The sequence below is a fragment of the Brevibacterium ihuae genome, from assembly GCF_900184225.1.
Lineage (GTDB): Bacteria > Actinomycetota > Actinomycetes > Actinomycetales > Brevibacteriaceae > Brevibacterium > Brevibacterium ihuae.
This window is the reverse complement of record NZ_FXWZ01000002.1, coordinates 749,145-766,205: the sequence shown is the minus strand read 5'-3', so window position 1 is coordinate 766,205 and position 17,061 is coordinate 749,145. Positions and strand designations below refer to the sequence as shown.

The following is a 17,061-nucleotide window of genomic DNA, read 5'->3' as shown; positions in this document are numbered from 1 at the left end:
GATGAGCGCAGGGCACTCCGGCGCGGACATCGAATCGATCACCCAGTCGGTGCGGGCCCTGCTCGACGAGCACGCGCGCGTCGAGCAGGAGCTCGCGGATCCGGCCGTCCACCAGAACCCGGGGCAGGCGCGCCGGCTCCCCCGCCGCTATGCGGAGCTCGACCGCGTCGCGACCTGCTGGCGGGAGCTCGAGGAGACCGCCGCGGATCTCGAGGCGGCGGCCGAGCTCGCCGCCGAGGACCCCGGCTTCGCCGCCGAGGCCGAGGAGCTGCGGGCCCGGAGCGCCGAGCTCGGCGACCGGCTGCGTGATCTGCTCGTCCCCCGCGATCCCGACGACGTGCGGGACGCGCTCATCGAGATCCGGGCGGGTGAGGGCGGCGAGGAGTCCGCGCTGTTCGCCGCGGATCTGCTCCGGATGTACCAGCGCTGGGCGGAGTCGCGCGGCTGGTCGACGGAGATCCTCGACCGGACCGACTCCGACCTCGGCGGTTGCAAGGACGTCACGCTCGCCGTGAAGTCGACGGCCGGGGGAGTGTACGGCTGGGTCCGCTTCGAGGGCGGGGTCCACCGGGTCCAGCGCGTGCCGGTGACGGAGTCGCAGGGCCGGATCCACACCTCGGCCGCGGGCGTGCTCGTGTTCCCCGAGGTCGACGAGCCCGACGAGGTCGAGATCGCCGACTCCGACCTCCGGATCGACGTATTCCGCTCCTCCGGGCCGGGCGGCCAGTCGGTGAACACCACCGATTCCGCCGTCCGGATCACCCACGTGCCCACGGGGATCGTCGCGAGCTGCCAGAACGAGAAGTCGCAGCTGCAGAACCGGGAGGCCGCGATGCGGATGCTCCGCGCCCGGATCCTCGCGCAGCGCGCCGAGGAGGCCGCCGCCGCGGCCAATGACGAGCGCCGCGCGCAGGTGCGCACCGTCGACCGCTCCGAGCGCATCCGCACGTACAACTTCCCGGAGAACCGGATCGCCGATCACCGGACCGGGTACAAGGCGCACAATCTCGACCAGGTCCTCGACGGCCAGCTCGATCCCGTCGTCGAGTCCTCCCGCGCCGCCGACCGCGCCCGACGCCTCGACGAGATCGGCTGAGACGGTGTCCGAAGCTCCCGTCGGTGCGGTCCTCTCCGGCGCGGCCGCCCGGCTCGCGCGCGCCGGCGTCCCCTCCCCGGAGGCGGATGCGCGGCTCCTGCTCGCCCACGCCTGGGACTGCGAACCCCGCGATCTCGGGATGCATGCGCTGCGCGGCACCGCGGTTCCCGCCGAGGTGGCCGCCCGCCTCGACTCCGCCCTCGCCGCCCGCGCCCGCCGCGTCCCGCTCCAGCACATCGTCGGCACCGCGCCGTTCCGTCATCTCGACCTCAGTGTGGGACCCGGGGTCTTCACCCCGCGGCCGGAGACCGAGCTGCTCGTCGACGCCGTGCTCCGCGCGGTGAGCGGCAACCCCGCCCCGCGGGTCCTCGACCTGTGCACCGGCTCCGGCGCGCTCGCCCTCGCGATCGCGACCGAGGCGCCCGGCAGCGAGGTCGTCGCCGTCGAGAAGGACGAGCAGGCGCTCCGGTGGGCGCGCACCAATCTCACCGCCCTCGGCGGCGCGCTCGCGGCCGCGGGCAGCCGCTGCACGCTCGTCGCCGCCGATGTCCGGGACCTGCCCGCGCTCGGCCGGTTCGACGTCGTCGTGTCCAACCCGCCCTATGTGCCCGCCGACCGGATGCACGCCGACCCCGAGGTGGCCCGGCACGACCCGGAGGTCGCGCTCTACGGCGGGGGAGACGACGGGATGGACCTCCCCGCGGTCGTCATCGCCGTCGCCGCGCAGGTGCTCCGGCCGGGCGGCGCCCTCGTCCTCGAGCACGACGAGACCCAGGGGGCGGCGGTGCGCGCCGCCATGGCCGCCCACGGCCTCGGCGCCGCGCGGACCTGCCCGGACTACACTGGCAGGGACCGCTGTTCGACAGCCGCACGACCGGAGGAGAGCTGATGTCGCGCACCTTCGACGTCCGCAACGACGACGTCCGCGACCTCGTCTTCGAGGAGTGCGCGCGGGTCGTGCGCGCCCACGGGCTGCTCGTGATCCCCACCGACACCGTGTACGGCGTCGCCGCCGATGCCTTCTCGAAGGACGGCGTGGCCCGGCTGCTCGCCGCGAAGGGCCGCGGCCGCGACATGCCGCCGCCGGTGCTCGTCGGCCGCCCCGAGGCGCTCATGGGGCTCACCGAGATCGCCGACGAACGTGTGCTCATGCTCACCAAGCGCTTCTGGCCGGGCCCGCTGACGATCATCTGCACCGCCCAGCCCTTCCTCGACTGGGACCTCGGCGACACCCACGGAACCGTTGCGATCCGGATGCCCGACGACGAGCGCATCCGCGAGCTCCTCACCGTCACCGGTCCGCTCGCGGTGTCGAGCGCGAACACCTCCGGGTCCCCGGCGGCGACGACCGTCGACCAGGCGCGGTCGATGCTCGGCGACGCGGTCGACATCTACCTCGACGGCGGCCTGGTCATCGGGGGGCGGTCGTCGACCATCGTCGACATGACCTCGACCCCGCCGCGGATCGTGCGCCCCGGGCCGGTGAGCCACGCGGAGCTCGTCGCGGTCGTCGACGATCTGGCGGATGCGGGCGGCTGAGTGCGCGCGTACCTCTTCATCCTGGTGATCTCCGCGATCACCGCCTACCTCGTCACCCCCATGGTGCGGCGCATCGCCGAGCGCGGGCTGATCTTCTCACCCCTGCGCGAGCGCGACGTCCACTCCGTGCCCACGCCCCGCCTCGGGGGAGTGGCGATCTTCGCCGGGGTCATGGTGGGCCTCCTGTTCGCCTCCCAGACGCCCTTCCTCGAGGAGCTCTTCACCCAGCCCGCACCGATCATCGGCATCGCCGGCGCGGCCGCGATGCTGTGCCTGCTCGGCGTCATCGACGACATCTGGGATCTCCACTGGATCGCCAAGCTCGCCGGCCAGACGCTCGCCGCGGGGTTCATGGCGCTCAACGGGGTGGCGATGCTGTCGATCCCGTTCAACGAGGTCATCATCGGCTCGCCCCGGATGTCGGTGATCATCACCGTGCTCGTCGTGCTCGTGACGATCAACGCGGTGAACTTCGTCGACGGCCTCGACGGGCTGGCCGCCGGGGTGGTGACGATCGGCGGCGTGGCGTTCTTCATCTACTCCTACGGGCTCGCCGTCGACACGAGCCCGGACTCCTACGCCAACCTCGCCTCGCTCATCATCTCGGTGCTCGTCGGCGCCTGCCTCGGCTTCCTCCCGCACAACTTCAATCCCGCCCGGATCTTCATGGGGGACTCCGGCTCCATGCTCATCGGCCTGCTGCTCGCCGCGTCGACCATCCGCGTCACCGGCCAGGTCGACCCCGCCCTGCTCGGCCGGGAGCGGGTCCTGCCGACGTTCCTCCCGATCCTGCTGCCGATCGCGGTGATGTTCCTCCCGCTGCTCGACCTCATGCTCGCGGTGGTGCGCCGGATGCTCGCCGGCAAGTCGCCCTTCTCCGCCGACGCCAAGCACCTCCACCACCGCATGCTCAAGCTCGGTCATTCGCACGCCCGCGCCGTCCTCCTCCTCTACCTGTGGACGGCGATCTTCGCCTTCGGAACGGTCTCGTTCCTCATGCTCGACCCCGGCGCGGTGATCACCGTGCTCGTCCTCGCGATCGCCGCGACCCTCATCCTGACGTTCTACCCGCTGCGCGTCCGCCTGCGGGCCAAGGAGGAACTGTGACTGCCCACGACACCGTCCGGACCATCATGCGCGGCATCATCGTGCGCGGACTGCTCATCACCCTCGTCATCGCCGTCCTCGCCACCGCGGTGGGGTACTTCGTCGCCGGGATGCCCGGGGTCTGGGGGGCGCTCATCGGCGCCGCCACCGCTTTCGTGTTCTTCGCGATCACCGCCGTGCTCATGCTCCTCACCGCGGATTCGTCCCCGGTGGTCATGGCCGGCGCCGTCCTCGGCGGCTTCCTCCTCAAGGTCGCTGGCCTCATCGCGCTCACCGCGAGTCTGCGGAACCTCGATTTCTACGATCCCTGGGTGCTCTTCGTCACACTCGCGGTCGCCGCCTTCGCCTCCCTCATCGTCGACGTCGTCACGGTGCAGCGCGCCCGTCTGCCGATCATCGACCCGCAGCCGGGGTCCCCGCGCCGCTGAGCGGCCCGGCCCAGGGTCGCCCCCCCGGTTTGGTGACGCTCCGTCGCGGTTGGTAGAGTGTCTGTGGAATCGCGGTGGAGTGCCTGAATGCTCCCCGAGCCGATTCCGCAGGCGCAGCTCTTCATCTCCCCAACTCCTTCCGGGACCGGGGAGAGCGCCCGTCAGTGTTCGTCAACGGTGGTCGATCGGGTGTCCGGTTCGCCCCGCCGACTCGTCAGGAGCCAGCCCTGTTCACTCCAGCTGCCTTGTCGCCGACAATGCTTCTCGCGGCCTCCGGAAGCGGCGGATTCCACGCCCCCGGCCTCGAGGAGTTCTACCCCCCGGCAGTGCTGTTCGCAGGTACTCCGTTCGAGCTCAACCGGATCATGCTCATCCGGATCCTCGTCAGCCTCGTGCTCGTGCTCCTCTTCGTGTGGCTGCTGCGCAAGCCCACCCTCATCCCGGGCCGCGGACAGTCGATCGCGGAGATGGTCCTCGACTTCATCCGCAAGGGCATCGCGTACGACATGCTCGGCAAGAAGGACGGCGACCGCTTCTTCCCGCTCATCGCGGTGATCTTCCTGTCGGTCTTCGCCCTCAACATCACCGGCATCATCCCGTTCCTCAACATCTCGTCGAACGCGAACATCGGCATGCCGCTCGTCATGGCGCTCGTCGCCTATGTCGTGATGATCGGCGCCGGCATCAAGGCGCAGGGCGGCGGCCAGTACCTCAAGAGCCAGCTCTTCCCGGCCGGCGTGCCCAAGGCGATGTACATCCTCGTCACCCCGATCGAGCTCGTCTCGACCTTCGTCGCCCGCCCGCTCAGCCTCACCCTCCGACTGACGTTCAACATGCTCGTCGGTCACCTCCTGCTCGTGCTGTGCTTCGCCGCCACCCAGTTCTTCATCGTCGAGCTCGGCGGTGCCTGGGCGGCGTTCGGCGCCCTCACGCTCATCGGCGGATTCGCCTTCACGCTGTTCGAGATCCTGGTCGCGATCCTGCAGGCCTACATCTTCGCGCTGCTCACCGCCGCCTACATCCAGCTCAGCGTGTCGCACGACCACTGAGCCGGCCCATGAACCTGTCAATCAACGGCTAGGAACAAGGCCGACCCACCAGTCGGCCTGAAGAAATCGGAAGGAAAAACCCACGTGGACACCACCATTCTCGCCGAGGTCTCCGGCAGCATCTCGACCGTCGGCTACGGCCTCTCGGCCATCGGCCCGGGTATCGGCATCGGCATTCTCGTCGGCAAGACCGTCGAGGGCATGGCGCGCCAGCCGGAGGTCTCCGGTCAGCTGCGCACCACCATGTTCCTCGGTATCGCGTTCGTCGAGCTCCTGGCGTTCCTCGGCGTTGCCGCCCACTTCATCTTCGGCGCCTGATACAGGAAGCAGAGCGATCACATGACCCCGATTTCAGTGCTTGCAGCAGGTGAGACAGCCAACCCCCTGCTGCCGGCGACCTATGACATCATCTGGTCGGCGGTCTGCTTCGCCATCATCTTCCTCGCCTTCTGGAAGCTCGTGCTCCCCAAGTTCAGGACCATCCTGGACGAGCGGGCACAGGCCATCGAAGGCGGCATCGAGAAGGCCGAGCGGGTGCAGGCGGAGGCCGATCAGGCCCTCGCCGACTACCAGAAGCAGCTCGCCGACGGCCGTGCGGAAGCCGCCCGGCTCCGCGCCGAGGCCCAGGAAGAGGGCGCTCAGATCCTGGCTGAGATGAAGCAGAACGCGAACGACGAGGCCGAGCGCATCATCGCGCAGGCGAAGGCGCAGATCGAAGCCGAGCGGCAGGCCGCCATGGTCTCGCTGCGCGGTGAGGTCGGCGGCATCGCCACGGATCTCGCCTCGCGCATCGTGGGCGAGAGCCTGCAGGACGATCGCCGCGCGGCGAACGTCGTCGACCGCTTCATCGCCGACCTCGAGGCCCAGACCCCCGCTGCCCAGCCGGTGAAGGAGTACTGATGCTCCAGTCGAGCAGGAACTCCCTCGCCCGGACGCTGCAGGACCTCGAAGCGGCCCTCGGATCGCAGTCGGGGACCGCACTGGCCGACGGACTGCTCGGGATCGTCTCCGTGCTCGCGGAGAACTCCCGGCTCCGCCGTGCCATGGCGGACTCCGCGATCGAGCCCGAGCGCAAGCGCGGAGTGCTGCAGGCGCTCTTCGCCGACTCCGTCGACGCCCGGTCGCTCGAGATCGCCCTCGACGCCGCGGCCCGGCACTGGGCCCGCGCGCAGGACTACGTCACCGCGCTCGAGGTCGCCGGCGTCACCGCCGTCGCGGCCGGGGCGCAGTCGGACGGACGCCTGGGCGAGGTCGAGGAGGAGCTGTTCCGATTCAGCCGGCTGCTGGAGTCCGATCACGAGCTCGGGTGGGCATTCTCCTCCCCGGCGCCCGCGGAATCCAAGCGCGCGCTGGTGGGCGACCTGCTCGACGCCAAGGCCTCTGCCGACACCGTCCGCCTCGTCTCCCAGGCCGCCGCGCACCCGCGCGGGATGCGGGTCTCGGAGACGCTGGACACCTATTCCGAGGTGCTCGCCGCGCGTCAGCGGCGCTCCGTCGCCGAGGTCACCGTCGCCCAGCCCATGAGCCCCGAGCAGCAGGAGCGCCTCACGGCCGCTCTGTCCGCCTCGTACGGCAGGGAGCTCGTCCTCAACGTGCACGTCGATCCCGAGGTCGTCGGCGGAGTGCGCGTGCAGGTCGGCGATGAGGTGATGAATTCGACGATCTCCGATCGTCTCGCAGACGCCCGTCGCCGGCTCGCCGGCTGACACCTATCCGCCCGCGCACACCGGGCACATTTACACGGTATGGAGCGGTCCACCCGACCACCTCGGGGACGCTCTCGAACAAAAGGAAGCAGGGAAACCAGATGGCGGAACTGACAATTCGCCCGGAGGAGATCCGGGACGCCCTGGGGAAGTTCGTCGAATCGTACAACCCGCAGGGTGGAGACAAGACCGAGGTCGGCAAGGTCATCACCGCGGGTGACGGCATCGCCAGCGTGTCGGGCCTGCCCAGCGTGATGGCGAACGAGCTCCTCCGGTTCGAGGACGGCACCCTCGGTCTCGCCCAGAACCTCGACGAGCGCGAGATCGGCGCCGTCGTCCTCGGCGACTTCGAGGGCATCGCCGAGGAGCAGAACGTCTACCGCACCGGCGAGGTCCTCTCGATCCCGGTCGGTGACGGCTACCTCGGTCGCGTGGTCGACCCGCTCGGCAACCCGATCGACGGACTCGGCGAGATCGCCGCCTCCGGCCGCCGCGAGCTCGAGCTCCAGGCCGCCGGCGTCATGGATCGCAAGGAGGTCAAGGAGCCGCTGCAGACCGGTCTCAAGGCCATCGACGCGATGATCCCGATCGGTCGCGGACAGCGTCAGCTCATCATCGGCGACCGCAAGACCGGCAAGACCGCGATCGCTCTCGACACGATCATCAACCAGAAGGCCAACTGGGAGTCCGGCGACCCGAAGAAGCAGGTCCGCTGCATCTACGTCGCCTGCGGCCAGAAGGGCTCGACGATCGCTTCCGTGCGTCGCAGCCTCGAGGAGTCGGGTGCTCTCGAGTACACGACGATCGTCGCCTCCCCGGCCTCGGACCCGGCGGGCTTCAAGTACCTCGCCCCCTACGCCGGCTCCGCCATCGGCCAGCACTGGATGTACGAGGGCAAGCACGTCCTCATCGTGTTCGACGACCTGTCGAAGCAGGCCGAGGCCTACCGTGCGATCTCCCTGCTCCTCCGCCGCCCGCCGGGCCGCGAGGCCTACCCGGGTGACGTCTTCTACCTCCACTCCCGGCTCCTCGAGCGCTGTGCGAAGCTCTCGGACGAGATGGGCGGCGGCTCGATGACCGGTCTGCCGATCATCGAGACCAAGGCCAACGACGTCGGAGCGTTCATCCCGACCAACGTCATCTCGATCACCGACGGCCAGATCTTCCTCCAGTCGGACCTGTTCAACTCGAACCAGCGTCCCGCGGTCGACGTCGGCATCTCGGTGTCGCGCGTCGGCGGCTCGGCCCAGACCAAGCCGCTGCGCGGTGTGTCCGGCACGCTGAAGATCTCGCTCGCGCAGTACCGCTCGCTCGAGGCCTTCGCGATGTTCGCCTCGGATCTCGATCCGGCGACCAAGCAGCAGCTGGCCCGCGGCGCCCGCCTCACCGAGCTGCTCAAGCAGAACCAGTTCTCCCCGATGCCCGCGGAGAAGCAGACGGTGTCGATCTGGGCCGGTTCCGAGGGCCACCTCGACGACGTCCCGGTCGAGGACGTGCTCCGGTTCGAGTCGGAGTTCCACGAGCACCTCGAGCGCCGCACCTCGCTGCTCGACACCATCCGCGACCTCAAGGACAAGCTCTCCGGTGAGATCATCGGCGAGCTCGAGTCGGAGATCTCCGAGTTCAAGGCCGGCTTCCAGCCGACCGAGGGCGCGGGCGTCCACGCCGGTTCCGAGGAGTTCGACTCCGCGGACGAGGACGAGGTCCAGCAGGAGAAGATCGTCAAGCAGTCGCGCGGCTCGTCCGCGAAGAAGGCCTGACCGGATCCGATGACGCTCGTTAGCGAAAGGAACATCTGATGGGAGCCCAGCAGAGGGTCTTCAAGGCGAAGATCAACTCCACGAAGTCCTTGCGGAAGATCTTCAAGGCCATGGAGCTCATCGCTGCGTCCCGCATCCAGAAGGCGATCGGCCGGGTGCAGGCCGCGAGCCCGTACGCGAACGCCCTGACCCGCGCCGTGTCCGCCGTCGCCACGCAGTCGAACGTCGATCACACGCTCACCACGGAGCCGGTCGACGCCAAGCGCGCCGCGGTCCTCGTGATCGGTCCCGACCGCGGGTTCGCCGGCGCCTACTCGGCGAACGTCATCCGCGAGGCCGAGGAGCTCATCCGGATGCTCACCGACGAGGGCAAGCAGGTCGCCCTCTACACGGTGGGTCGGAAGGCGGAGACCTACTACACGTTCCGCGAGCGCGAGCTCGCGCAGGCGTGGACCAGGTTCTCCGAGTCCCCGGAGGCCGCGCACGCGCGGGAGATCGGCGAGACCCTGGTGTCCTCGTTCCTCACCGATGTCGAGGACGGCGGCGTCGACGAGATCTTCCTCGTCTACACCCGCTTCATCTCGAGCATCGCCCGGGAGCCGGAGTACCGGCGCCTCATCCCGCTCGAGGTCGTCGAGGCGGAGGACGACTCGAGCGTTCCGCAGGCGGACACCGAGCTCACCGCGCCGAGCTTCGAGCAGGATCAGGTGTTCCCGCTCTACGAGTTCGAGCCGAGCGCGGAGGAAGTGCTCGACGCCCTCCTCCCGCGCTACATCGACTCGCGGATCCTCGCCGCGCTGCTCAACGCCTCGGCGGCGGAGCAGGCGGCGCGCCAGCAGGCGATGAACACCGCCGTGGACAACGCCGACGAACTCATCAAGACCTACACCCGGCTGGCCAACACGGCCCGCCAGGCCGAGATCACTCAGGAACTCACTGAGATCGTCGGCGGTGCCGACGCCCTCGCGGCCTCCGGCGGCGAGTGACCGGTCACCTACGAGAGCAGAGAAGAAAGAAGACCATGACTGCCACAGTTACGGAAACCCCCCAGGCCCAGGGGACCGTTGGCCGGATCTCCCGCGTCATCGGCCCCGTCGTGGACGTCGAGTTCCCGCTCGACTCCGTGCCGGCCATCTACAACGCGCTGACCACCGAGGTCACGCTGTCCGAGGGCACCCGCAAGGTGACGCTCGAGGTCGAGCTCCAGCTCGGCAACGGCATCGTCCGCGCGATCTCCCTCCAGCCCACCGACGGCCTCGTGCGCGGCCAGGAGGTCGTCGACTCCGGGTCGCCGATCACCGTTCCCGTGGGCGACGTCACCAAGGGCAAGGTCTTCAACGTCACCGGTGACGTGCTCAACGGCTCGATGATCGATGAGCCCTACGAGATCACCGAGCGCTGGCCGATCCACCGCAGCGCGCCGAACTTCGACCAGCTCGAGTCGAAGACCCAGATGTTCGAGACCGGCATCAAGGTCATCGACCTCCTCACCCCGTACGTCCTCGGCGGAAAGATCGGCCTGTTCGGCGGCGCGGGCGTGGGCAAGACCGTGCTCATCCAGGAGATGATCACCCGTGTGGCCCAGGACCACGGCGGTGTGTCGGTGTTCGCCGGTGTCGGCGAGCGCACCCGTGAGGGCAACGACCTGATCTTCGAGATGGACGAGTCGGGCGTGCTCGACAAGACCGCGCTCGTGTTCGGCCAGATGGACGAGCCGCCGGGCACCCGCCTGCGCGTGGCGCTCACCGGTCTGACGATGGCGGAGTACTTCCGCGACGTGCAGAACCAGGACGTGCTGCTCTTCATCGACAACATCTTCCGCTTCACCCAGGCCGGCTCCGAGGTCTCCACGCTGCTCGGCCGCATGCCGTCCGCCGTGGGCTACCAGCCCACCCTGGCCGACGAGATGGGTGTGCTCCAGGAGCGCATCACCTCGACCCGCGGCAACTCGATCACCTCGATGCAGGCGATCTACGTGCCGGCCGACGACTACACCGACCCGGCACCCGCGACGACGTTCGCGCACCTCGACGCGACGACCGAGCTCAGCCGTGACATCGCCTCGCGCGGTCTGTACCCGGCCGTGGACCCGCTCGCCTCGTCCTCGCGCATCCTCGACCCGCTGTACGTGGGCCAGGACCACTACGACGTCGCGACCGAGGTCAAGCAGATCCTCCAGAAGAACAAGGAGCTGCAGGACATCATCGCGATCCTCGGTGTGGACGAGCTCTCGGAGGAGGACAAGCTCACCGTGCACCGTGCGCGCCGGATCGAGCAGTTCCTCTCGCAGAACACCTACACCGCTCTGCAGTTCACCGGTGTCGAGGGATCGACCGTGTCGATCAAGGACACCATCGAGGGCTTCCGCGGCATCTGCAACGGCGACTTCGACCACATCCCGGAGCAGGCCTTCTTCAACGTCGGCGCGATCGACGACGTGCTCCGGAACTACGACGAGCTGCAGAAGAAGGGCTGATCCCCGATGAGCCTCAACGTCACTGTGGTGGCCGCCGAGCACGCCGTCTGGTCCGGTGAGGCCAAGCGCGTGATCGCCAAGACCACCGAGGGCGAGATCGGGATCCTGCCCGGCCACGAGCCCGTCCTGGGCATCGTGGCCGACGGCCAGGTCCGGATCGTCACCGCGGACGGGGAGCACCTCACGGCGAATGCCGAGGGCGGCTTCCTCTCCGTGGAGAACGATCGGGTGACTGTCGTCGCCGATCAGGCCGAGCTCGTCTGAGCTTCGTCTACACTGTCAGACGTGAACCCTTCGACCCTACTGATTGTTCTGCTCTCATCGGTAGGGCTGGCGATCCTCCTCGTGGCGCTGTTCACCATGCGCCGGAGGTCCCTCGCCAGGCTGTCGGGTGCGTTCGACTGCTCGACCCGCGTGGGCGACGGATCCCGTCGCCCACGCTGGCGTCTGGGCGTGGGCGTCTTCACCGTGACCGCTCTCGAGTGGTACCCGGTCTTCAGCCTCGGTCGTCGTCCGGTCTTCGAGCTCCCGCGCTCGGACCTCGAGATCACCGACCGGCAGCAGCCCGATGCGAACGAGCAGCACGCCGTGCTGCCGGACGCCCAGATCATCACGTGCCGGTACGGCGTCCACGGGGGAGACCCGCACGACGTCCTGCTGGCCCTCGACACCGAGGCGCTGTCCGCGTTCTCCTCCTGGCTCGAGTCAGCGCCTCCCGGATCCAATCTCACGATGGGACGTTTCACCTGATGCAGGTCTTGTCCGTGCGCGGCCCCGCAGTGCTCGACGGCACCGTCGAGGTGCGCGGGGCGAAGAACAGCGTCCTCAAGCTCATGGCGGCGACGCTGCTCGCCCCGGGGCGCTCGCGCATCACCAATGTGCCGCGCATCCTCGACGTGTCGATCATGTGCGAGCTGCTCCAGCGCCTCGGCTGCGGGATCGCCTACGACGCCGCCGCCGGGACCGTCGAGATCGACGTCCCCGAGCAGACCGGCATCCAGGCCGACTACGAGCTCGTGCGGGCGATGCGCGCCTCGATCTCGGTGCTCGGCCCGCTCACCGGTCGGCTGCACGCCGCCCACGTGGCGCTGCCCGGCGGGGATGCGATCGGCTCCCGCGGCCTCGACCTCCACAAGGCCGGCCTCGAGCAGCTCGGCGCGACGGTGCACCTCGACCACGGGTACTTCATCGCCGAGGCGCCGGACGGCCTGCGCGGCGCGGAGATCCACCTCGCGTTCCCCTCGGTCGGGGCGACCGAGAACCTCCTCATGGCGGCCACGCTGGCCACCGGCCGGACCGTCATCGAGAACGCCGCCCGCGAACCCGAGATCGTCGACATCTGCCGCATGCTCGAGGCGATGGGCGCGCGGATCGGCGGGATCGGGACCTCGACCCTGACGATCGACGGGGTGGAGCGGCTCTCGCCGGTCGACCACCGCTGCGTGGGCGACCGGATCGTCGCCGGGACCTGGGCCTTCGCCGCCGCGATCACCGCGGGGGACGTCACCGTCGAGGGCGTCTCGCTCGACCTCCTCCCGATCGTCGTGGACAAGCTCCGCGACGCCGGGGCCGAGGTCACGGAGACGCCGACGGACAACCCCGGCGGCGCGTTCCGCGTGCGGGGTGCCGCACGTCCGCACAGCATCCGGGTCGCGACCCTGCCGTTCCCCGGTTTCCCCACCGACCTGCAGCCCTTCGTCATCGCGCTCAACGCGGTCGCCGACGGAGTGGGCCTGCTCACCGAGAACCTCTTCGAGGCCCGCTGGCGGTTCGTCAACGAGCTCGCGCGCCTCGGGGCCGAGGTGTCGATCGACGGCAATCATGCCCTCATCACCGGCGTCGAGCAGCTCTCGGGCGCCGAGGTCGAGGCCTCTGACATCCGGGCCGGCGCGGGACTCGTGCTCGCCGGGCTCGCCGCGCACGGCATCACCCAGGTGTCCGGGGTGGATCACATCGACCGCGGATACGAGTACTTCGTCGAGAAGCTCCAGGCGCTCGGTGCGCAGGTCGAGCGGGTGGAGAAGCCCGACCTCCTCGACTTCGACCGCCCGTGAGACCTCAATTTCCGAAGGTTCCTGAGAGCGGATCCGCAGGAAATCGCAATCTCAAACCGCCCCCGCGCGGGTTGGTGAGCCCGGCGGGCCCTCCTCGGGCGCCTCGGTGGTGCGGTGGCCCGTTTCCGGCTCCGTCTCCGGCTAGGGATTCACGGTGCATCGCGCGACGCTCGGCCTGCGGGCACTCACCGTCCGAGCACGTCCCAAGGTCACAGGCGACGGCCTCGGGCACTCCCCGTCCACAGGCGCACCGGCTGCCTGGCAGGCGCCTCGGCGGATGCCTAGCGTGCGGGCATGGCCACACATCGCATTCCGCTGTTCCTCCATCCCGACGACCACGATGCCTACGACCTGTCCTCCTTCGCCGTCACCAGCCGAGGTCCCGTGGCCGCGCCGCACCACGGGGTCAGGGAGCATCCCGAGTGGCGGAAGACGATCGAGATCCCGGACTGGGCGGACGAGGAGTGGAAGTCCGTCCACCTGCGGCAGCTCGGTCTGCAGTTCATCCGACCCGACTGCGCCGCCAGCCACACGTCGGCTGCAGTGCTCCACGGCATGGCGATCCCGAACGAGCACCTCCGTCACATCCACGTGACCTCGGCGATCGGCGTCGTGCCGGTGCGCCGCAGGGGCGTCCGGGGACATTCGGCCGAGATGCTCGACGTCGACACGGCCTGGGACCTGCGCCTCGTCGCCCGCGACCAGACGCTCCGGCAGATCGCCGGGATGCTCACCGTCGCGGACATGACGGTCGCACTGGACTGCCTGCTCGGCGGGTGGCACGGGGAACCGAGCGCCACCGTCGAGTCGTTGAGAGCCGTCGCCGAGGCCCCGGTCCGGTACCGCGGCAGGGCAACCTTCCTCGCCGCCCTCGAGCGGGCGCACCCGGGCGTCGATTCGCCGCGGGAGTCCTCGCTGCGTCTGCTCCTCGTCGATCACGGTCTCCCGGAGCCCGTGGTCCACCCTCCGGTCTTCGTCCAGGCCCTCGGCAGGGTCATCCACCCGGACCTCGGCTACGTCGAGCAGAAGATCGCGATCGAGTACGATGGGGAGCACCACCGGACCGATGCCCGCCAGTGGGCGATCGACATCGAGCGCCGCCAGGCGTACGAATCCGAGGGATGGAGGCTGATCCGGGTGACGAAGTCCATGCGGGAGGCGGACGTCGTGGCGCTCGTCGCCGCTGCGCTGGGCATGCCCGCGCCCGGGATCATTACCGCGAACAGCGGCTCCGGATCCTGGATCTGAGATTGCAGAAACGTGCGGATCCGCTCTCAGAAACCTTCGGAAATTGCGATCTGTCAGGAGAAGAGGGCGAGGTGGTCGGGGGTGACCGCGTCGATGCTGTCGGCGTACTCCGTGTGCTTCTGCACCCAGCTCTTGACGTAGGGGCACAGCGGGACGATGCGGTAGCCCTGGGCCACGGCCTGCTCGATCGCACCCCGGGTGAGCTGCGAGGCGAGCCCGCGGCCCTCGAACGAGTCCTCGACGACCGTGTGGTAGAGGATTCGCTGGTCAGCCGACCCCGACCGGGATTCGACGTCGCGGTAGGCGGAGAACCCCGCCTGCTCGCCGTCGACGGTGATGTCGTAGCGGTGCTCCGACCGGTTCTCGGTGACTTCGATCGCGGGATCGCTCATGACTGCCTCCTCGGCTTGATGCGGACACGGGGGAGCGGGGGTGCCGGGATCGGATCCGGCTGGTCGTCGGGGAAGTCGCCGAACCGCGGTCCGTCGACACCGTCGTCGAGCGCTCCGGCGTCCGCGGGTGCGTCCTGCGCGGGCGCTTCGTCGCGGCCGATCTCGGCCTGCCACGCGCGGCGGAAGGCGACGATCTCGTCATGGGACCGCCCGATGAAGTTCCACCACATGACGATCGACTCGCCGAAGGGCCGGCCGCCGACGAGGATCGCCCGCACGGGCGCCTCGGCCCCGGCGGTGAGCCGGAGCGCAGGTGCGCCCGGCGGGAGGTAGGCGAGCTCATCCGTGCCGAGCGTCTGCTCGTGGTCGCCCGCGCTGAGGGAGAGCTCACCGGAGTCGAGGAGCACCCCGTGCTCGTCCTCCGGGTCGAGCGCGATCTCGACGGTCTGCCCGGGGTCGACGACGACCTCGGCGGCGTGCGCGGCGACCCGGGTCTCGACCGGGGAGACCTGGCCTGCAATCCTGCCGAGGTAGATGAGCACGCGACCGCCGGGCACCTCGGCCCAGGTCGGCACGAAGTGCTGGGACTCCGCCATCCCGCTGCGGAGGGCGTCGGGCAGCGCATACCAGAGCTGCACCCCGTGGAGCCTCTCCGTGGTGTCGGACGAGAACTCCGAGTGCGAGATCCCCGAGCCGGCGATCATGAGGTTGACCTCGCCGGGGCGGACGACGTTGGAGAACCCCGTCGAGTCGATGTGCTCGATCTCCCCGTGGAACAGCAGGGTGACCGTCGCGAGCCCGGTGTGGGGGTGGCGCGCGACCTGCATCCCGCCGGTCGCCGCGACGTCGTCGGGACCGAAGTGGTCGACGAAGCACCACGGGCCGATGAGGGAGCGCTTGCGCTGGGGGAGCGTGCGCCGCACCGTCATCGCCCGGAGGCCTCCGAGGGGGACCTCGCGGGCGGTGATGATGTCGATGGCCTCGGCGCATTCGACGTGCGCGCACTCGTACTCGGCGGGGTCGATCTCCGGGTTCGTCATGGTCGTCTCCTCGATCTCGTCGCGGTGCGGGTCACGGTGCGGGCGGTCGCCGCGCAGGGCAGGTGCCGCGGGTGCTCAGAACAGGCGGGTCTCCGGGTCGTCCATCCCGCGGAGCGCGTCGTAGTCGAGGACGACGCAGCGGATGCCGCGGTCCTCAGCGAGCGCGCGGGCCTGGGGTTTGATCTCCTGGGCGGCGAACACCCCGCTCACCGGGGACAGGAGAGGGTCGCGGTTGAGGAGCTCGAGATACCGGGTGAGCTGCTCGACGCCGTCGATCCCGCCGCGGCGCTTGATCTCGATCGCGACCGAGGCCCCGAGGGCGTCCTTGGCGAGGATGTCGACGGGCCCGATCGCGGTCATGTACTCCCGGCGCACGGTCTGGAAGCCGGTGCCGAGCGATTCGATGTGCTCGGCGAGGAGCTCCTGGAGATGCGCCTCGACTCCGTCCTTGACGAGGCCAGGATCGACGCCGAGGTCGTGCGCGGTGTCCGAGTGCACCTGCGCGATGGAGATGACGAGCCGGTCGTCGGTCTTCGCCTGGGTCACCGTCCAGATCTCGGAGAAGCCCGCCGTGCGCTGATCGTCGTCGGGCTCCGTCACCGCCAGCGTGCACGGCGGGGTCATCCAGTTGAGCGGCTTGTACGAGCCGCCGTCGGAGTGGACGAGGACGCTGCCGTCGGCCTTGAGCATGAGGACCCGATCCGCCAGCGGAAGATGGGCCGTGAGTCGACCGGCATAGTCGATGCTGCACTTCGCGATCACCAAACGCACCCTGCAACTCTACGTGAGAGAATCGGGCCATGCCACGCTCGTCCTCCTCCCGCCGGTCCAACAAGTGGGCGCGCGAGAAGCGCGACCTCAGCATGTCCCTCAACTCCCTGCGTCGCGTCCACGACGAACCCGACGGGAGCTGGGTCGTCCAGCGCGTGCGCGGCAACGATTCCGGCAAGTCCTACACCTGCCCCGGGTGTCACCAGAGCCTCCCGGCGGCGATCGACCACACCGTCGCGTGGCGCTCCGAGGACGAGTTCGCGGCAGCCTCCGGGGTGTCGTTCCGAAGGCACTGGCACACCGCCTGCTTCAACGCCCGTCGTCGGCGCCGCTGAAGCGCACCGTACCTTCTGCTGCGAGGGAGCGATCCGGGCTGCCCGGGTCGTCGGCCGGTC

Annotated in this window: 20 protein-coding genes; 17 read left to right on the top strand and 3 right to left on the bottom strand. The window is 69.5% G+C overall.

Going from position 1 to position 17,061, the window contains the following annotated elements:
• Nucleotide 1: 1 nt before the first annotated feature.
• From prfA to C1A17_RS03505, 16 genes are all read left to right on the top strand, one after another.
• Complete coding sequence (prfA, locus tag C1A17_RS03580; RefSeq protein ID WP_101650781.1) at nucleotides 2-1,096, top strand: peptide chain release factor 1; 1,095 nt, start codon at nucleotides 2-4, stop codon at nucleotides 1,094-1,096.
• Nucleotides 1,097-1,100: 4 nt separating this feature from the next.
• Nucleotides 1,101-1,985: a peptide chain release factor N(5)-glutamine methyltransferase gene (gene prmC / locus C1A17_RS03575; protein ID WP_101650779.1), complete on the top strand. Its 885-nt coding sequence runs from the start codon at nucleotides 1,101-1,103 to the stop codon at nucleotides 1,983-1,985.
• Nucleotides 1,985-2,635, top strand: coding sequence for an L-threonylcarbamoyladenylate synthase (locus tag C1A17_RS03570; RefSeq protein ID WP_101650776.1), 651 nt, complete (start codon nucleotides 1,985-1,987; stop codon nucleotides 2,633-2,635). Before prmC ends, C1A17_RS03570 begins: the two co-directional genes overlap by 1 nt.
• Nucleotides 2,636-3,742 (top strand): MraY family glycosyltransferase, encoded by a 1,107-nt coding sequence (locus C1A17_RS03565; RefSeq protein ID WP_101650774.1) that lies wholly within the window; start codon nucleotides 2,636-2,638, stop codon nucleotides 3,740-3,742.
• Entirely contained in the window at nucleotides 3,739-4,170 is a 432-nt protein-coding gene (locus tag C1A17_RS03560; RefSeq protein WP_245873406.1) for a Cg1360 family ATP-synthase-associated protein, read from the top strand. The genes C1A17_RS03565 and C1A17_RS03560 overlap by 4 nt, the downstream gene beginning before the upstream one ends.
• Before the next feature lie 257 nt (nucleotides 4,171-4,427).
• Nucleotides 4,428-5,219 carry a F0F1 ATP synthase subunit A gene (gene atpB, locus C1A17_RS03555; RefSeq protein ID WP_101650771.1) on the top strand — a complete coding sequence of 264 codons (792 nt, stop codon included), beginning with the start codon at nucleotides 4,428-4,430 and terminating at the stop codon, nucleotides 5,217-5,219.
• A gap of 84 nt (nucleotides 5,220-5,303) precedes the next feature.
• On the top strand, nucleotides 5,304-5,537 hold the full coding sequence (gene atpE, locus C1A17_RS03550; protein WP_101650769.1) for an ATP synthase F0 subunit C: 234 nt from the start codon (nucleotides 5,304-5,306) through the stop codon (nucleotides 5,535-5,537).
• A gap of 21 nt (nucleotides 5,538-5,558) precedes the next feature.
• Entirely contained in the window at nucleotides 5,559-6,119 is a 561-nt protein-coding gene (locus tag C1A17_RS03545; protein WP_101650768.1) for a F0F1 ATP synthase subunit B, read from the top strand.
• The gene (locus C1A17_RS03540) at nucleotides 6,119-6,925 is read left to right on the top strand and encodes a F0F1 ATP synthase subunit delta (RefSeq protein WP_101650767.1); all 807 of its coding nucleotides are present in this window, start codon (nucleotides 6,119-6,121) and stop codon (nucleotides 6,923-6,925) included. Before C1A17_RS03545 ends, C1A17_RS03540 begins: the two co-directional genes overlap by 1 nt.
• Nucleotides 6,926-7,026: 101 nt before the next feature.
• Nucleotides 7,027-8,685, top strand: a complete 1,659-nt coding sequence (atpA, locus tag C1A17_RS03535; protein WP_101650765.1) for a F0F1 ATP synthase subunit alpha — start codon at nucleotides 7,027-7,029, stop codon at nucleotides 8,683-8,685.
• A 38-nt stretch (nucleotides 8,686-8,723) separates the two neighbouring features.
• Nucleotides 8,724-9,671, top strand: coding sequence for a F0F1 ATP synthase subunit gamma (locus tag C1A17_RS03530; protein WP_101650763.1), 948 nt, complete (start codon nucleotides 8,724-8,726; stop codon nucleotides 9,669-9,671).
• Nucleotides 9,672-9,706: 35 nt separating this feature from the next.
• Nucleotides 9,707-11,161 (top strand): F0F1 ATP synthase subunit beta, encoded by a 1,455-nt coding sequence (gene atpD / locus C1A17_RS03525; protein ID WP_101650762.1) that lies wholly within the window; start codon nucleotides 9,707-9,709, stop codon nucleotides 11,159-11,161.
• Nucleotides 11,162-11,167: 6 nt separating this feature from the next.
• On the top strand, nucleotides 11,168-11,425 hold the full coding sequence (locus C1A17_RS03520) for a F0F1 ATP synthase subunit epsilon (RefSeq protein WP_101650760.1): 258 nt from the start codon (nucleotides 11,168-11,170) through the stop codon (nucleotides 11,423-11,425).
• Between the two features lie 21 nt (nucleotides 11,426-11,446).
• The gene (locus tag C1A17_RS03515; RefSeq protein ID WP_101650758.1) at nucleotides 11,447-11,911 is read left to right on the top strand and encodes a DUF2550 domain-containing protein; all 465 of its coding nucleotides are present in this window, start codon (nucleotides 11,447-11,449) and stop codon (nucleotides 11,909-11,911) included.
• Complete coding sequence (gene murA / locus C1A17_RS03510) at nucleotides 11,911-13,215, top strand: UDP-N-acetylglucosamine 1-carboxyvinyltransferase (RefSeq protein ID WP_101650756.1); 1,305 nt, start codon at nucleotides 11,911-11,913, stop codon at nucleotides 13,213-13,215. Before C1A17_RS03515 ends, murA begins: the two co-directional genes overlap by 1 nt.
• 294 nt (nucleotides 13,216-13,509) lie before the next feature.
• A complete protein-coding gene (locus C1A17_RS03505; RefSeq protein WP_101650754.1) occupies nucleotides 13,510-14,463 on the top strand; it encodes a hypothetical protein in 954 nt (317 codons plus the stop codon).
• A 53-nt stretch (nucleotides 14,464-14,516) separates the two neighbouring features.
• Here the strand turns inward: C1A17_RS03505 and C1A17_RS03500 are convergent, their stop codons facing one another.
• From C1A17_RS03500 to nucS, 3 genes are all read right to left on the bottom strand, one after another.
• On the bottom strand, nucleotides 14,517-14,855 hold the full coding sequence (locus C1A17_RS03500) for a GNAT family N-acetyltransferase (protein WP_101650751.1): 339 nt from the start codon (nucleotides 14,853-14,855) through the stop codon (nucleotides 14,517-14,519).
• Nucleotides 14,852-15,895 carry a pirin family protein gene (locus C1A17_RS03495; RefSeq protein ID WP_101650746.1) on the bottom strand — a complete coding sequence of 348 codons (1,044 nt, stop codon included), beginning with the start codon at nucleotides 15,893-15,895 and terminating at the stop codon, nucleotides 14,852-14,854. The genes C1A17_RS03500 and C1A17_RS03495 overlap by 4 nt, the downstream gene beginning before the upstream one ends.
• A gap of 75 nt (nucleotides 15,896-15,970) precedes the next feature.
• Nucleotides 15,971-16,666 (bottom strand): endonuclease NucS, encoded by a 696-nt coding sequence (gene nucS, locus C1A17_RS03490; RefSeq protein WP_101650744.1) that lies wholly within the window; start codon nucleotides 16,664-16,666, stop codon nucleotides 15,971-15,973.
• A 29-nt stretch (nucleotides 16,667-16,695) separates the two neighbouring features.
• Between nucS and C1A17_RS03485 the strand changes: the two genes are divergently transcribed.
• Nucleotides 16,696-17,001 carry a hypothetical protein gene (locus C1A17_RS03485; RefSeq protein WP_245873404.1) on the top strand — a complete coding sequence of 102 codons (306 nt, stop codon included), beginning with the start codon at nucleotides 16,696-16,698 and terminating at the stop codon, nucleotides 16,999-17,001.
• Nucleotides 17,002-17,061 lie beyond the last annotated feature (60 nt).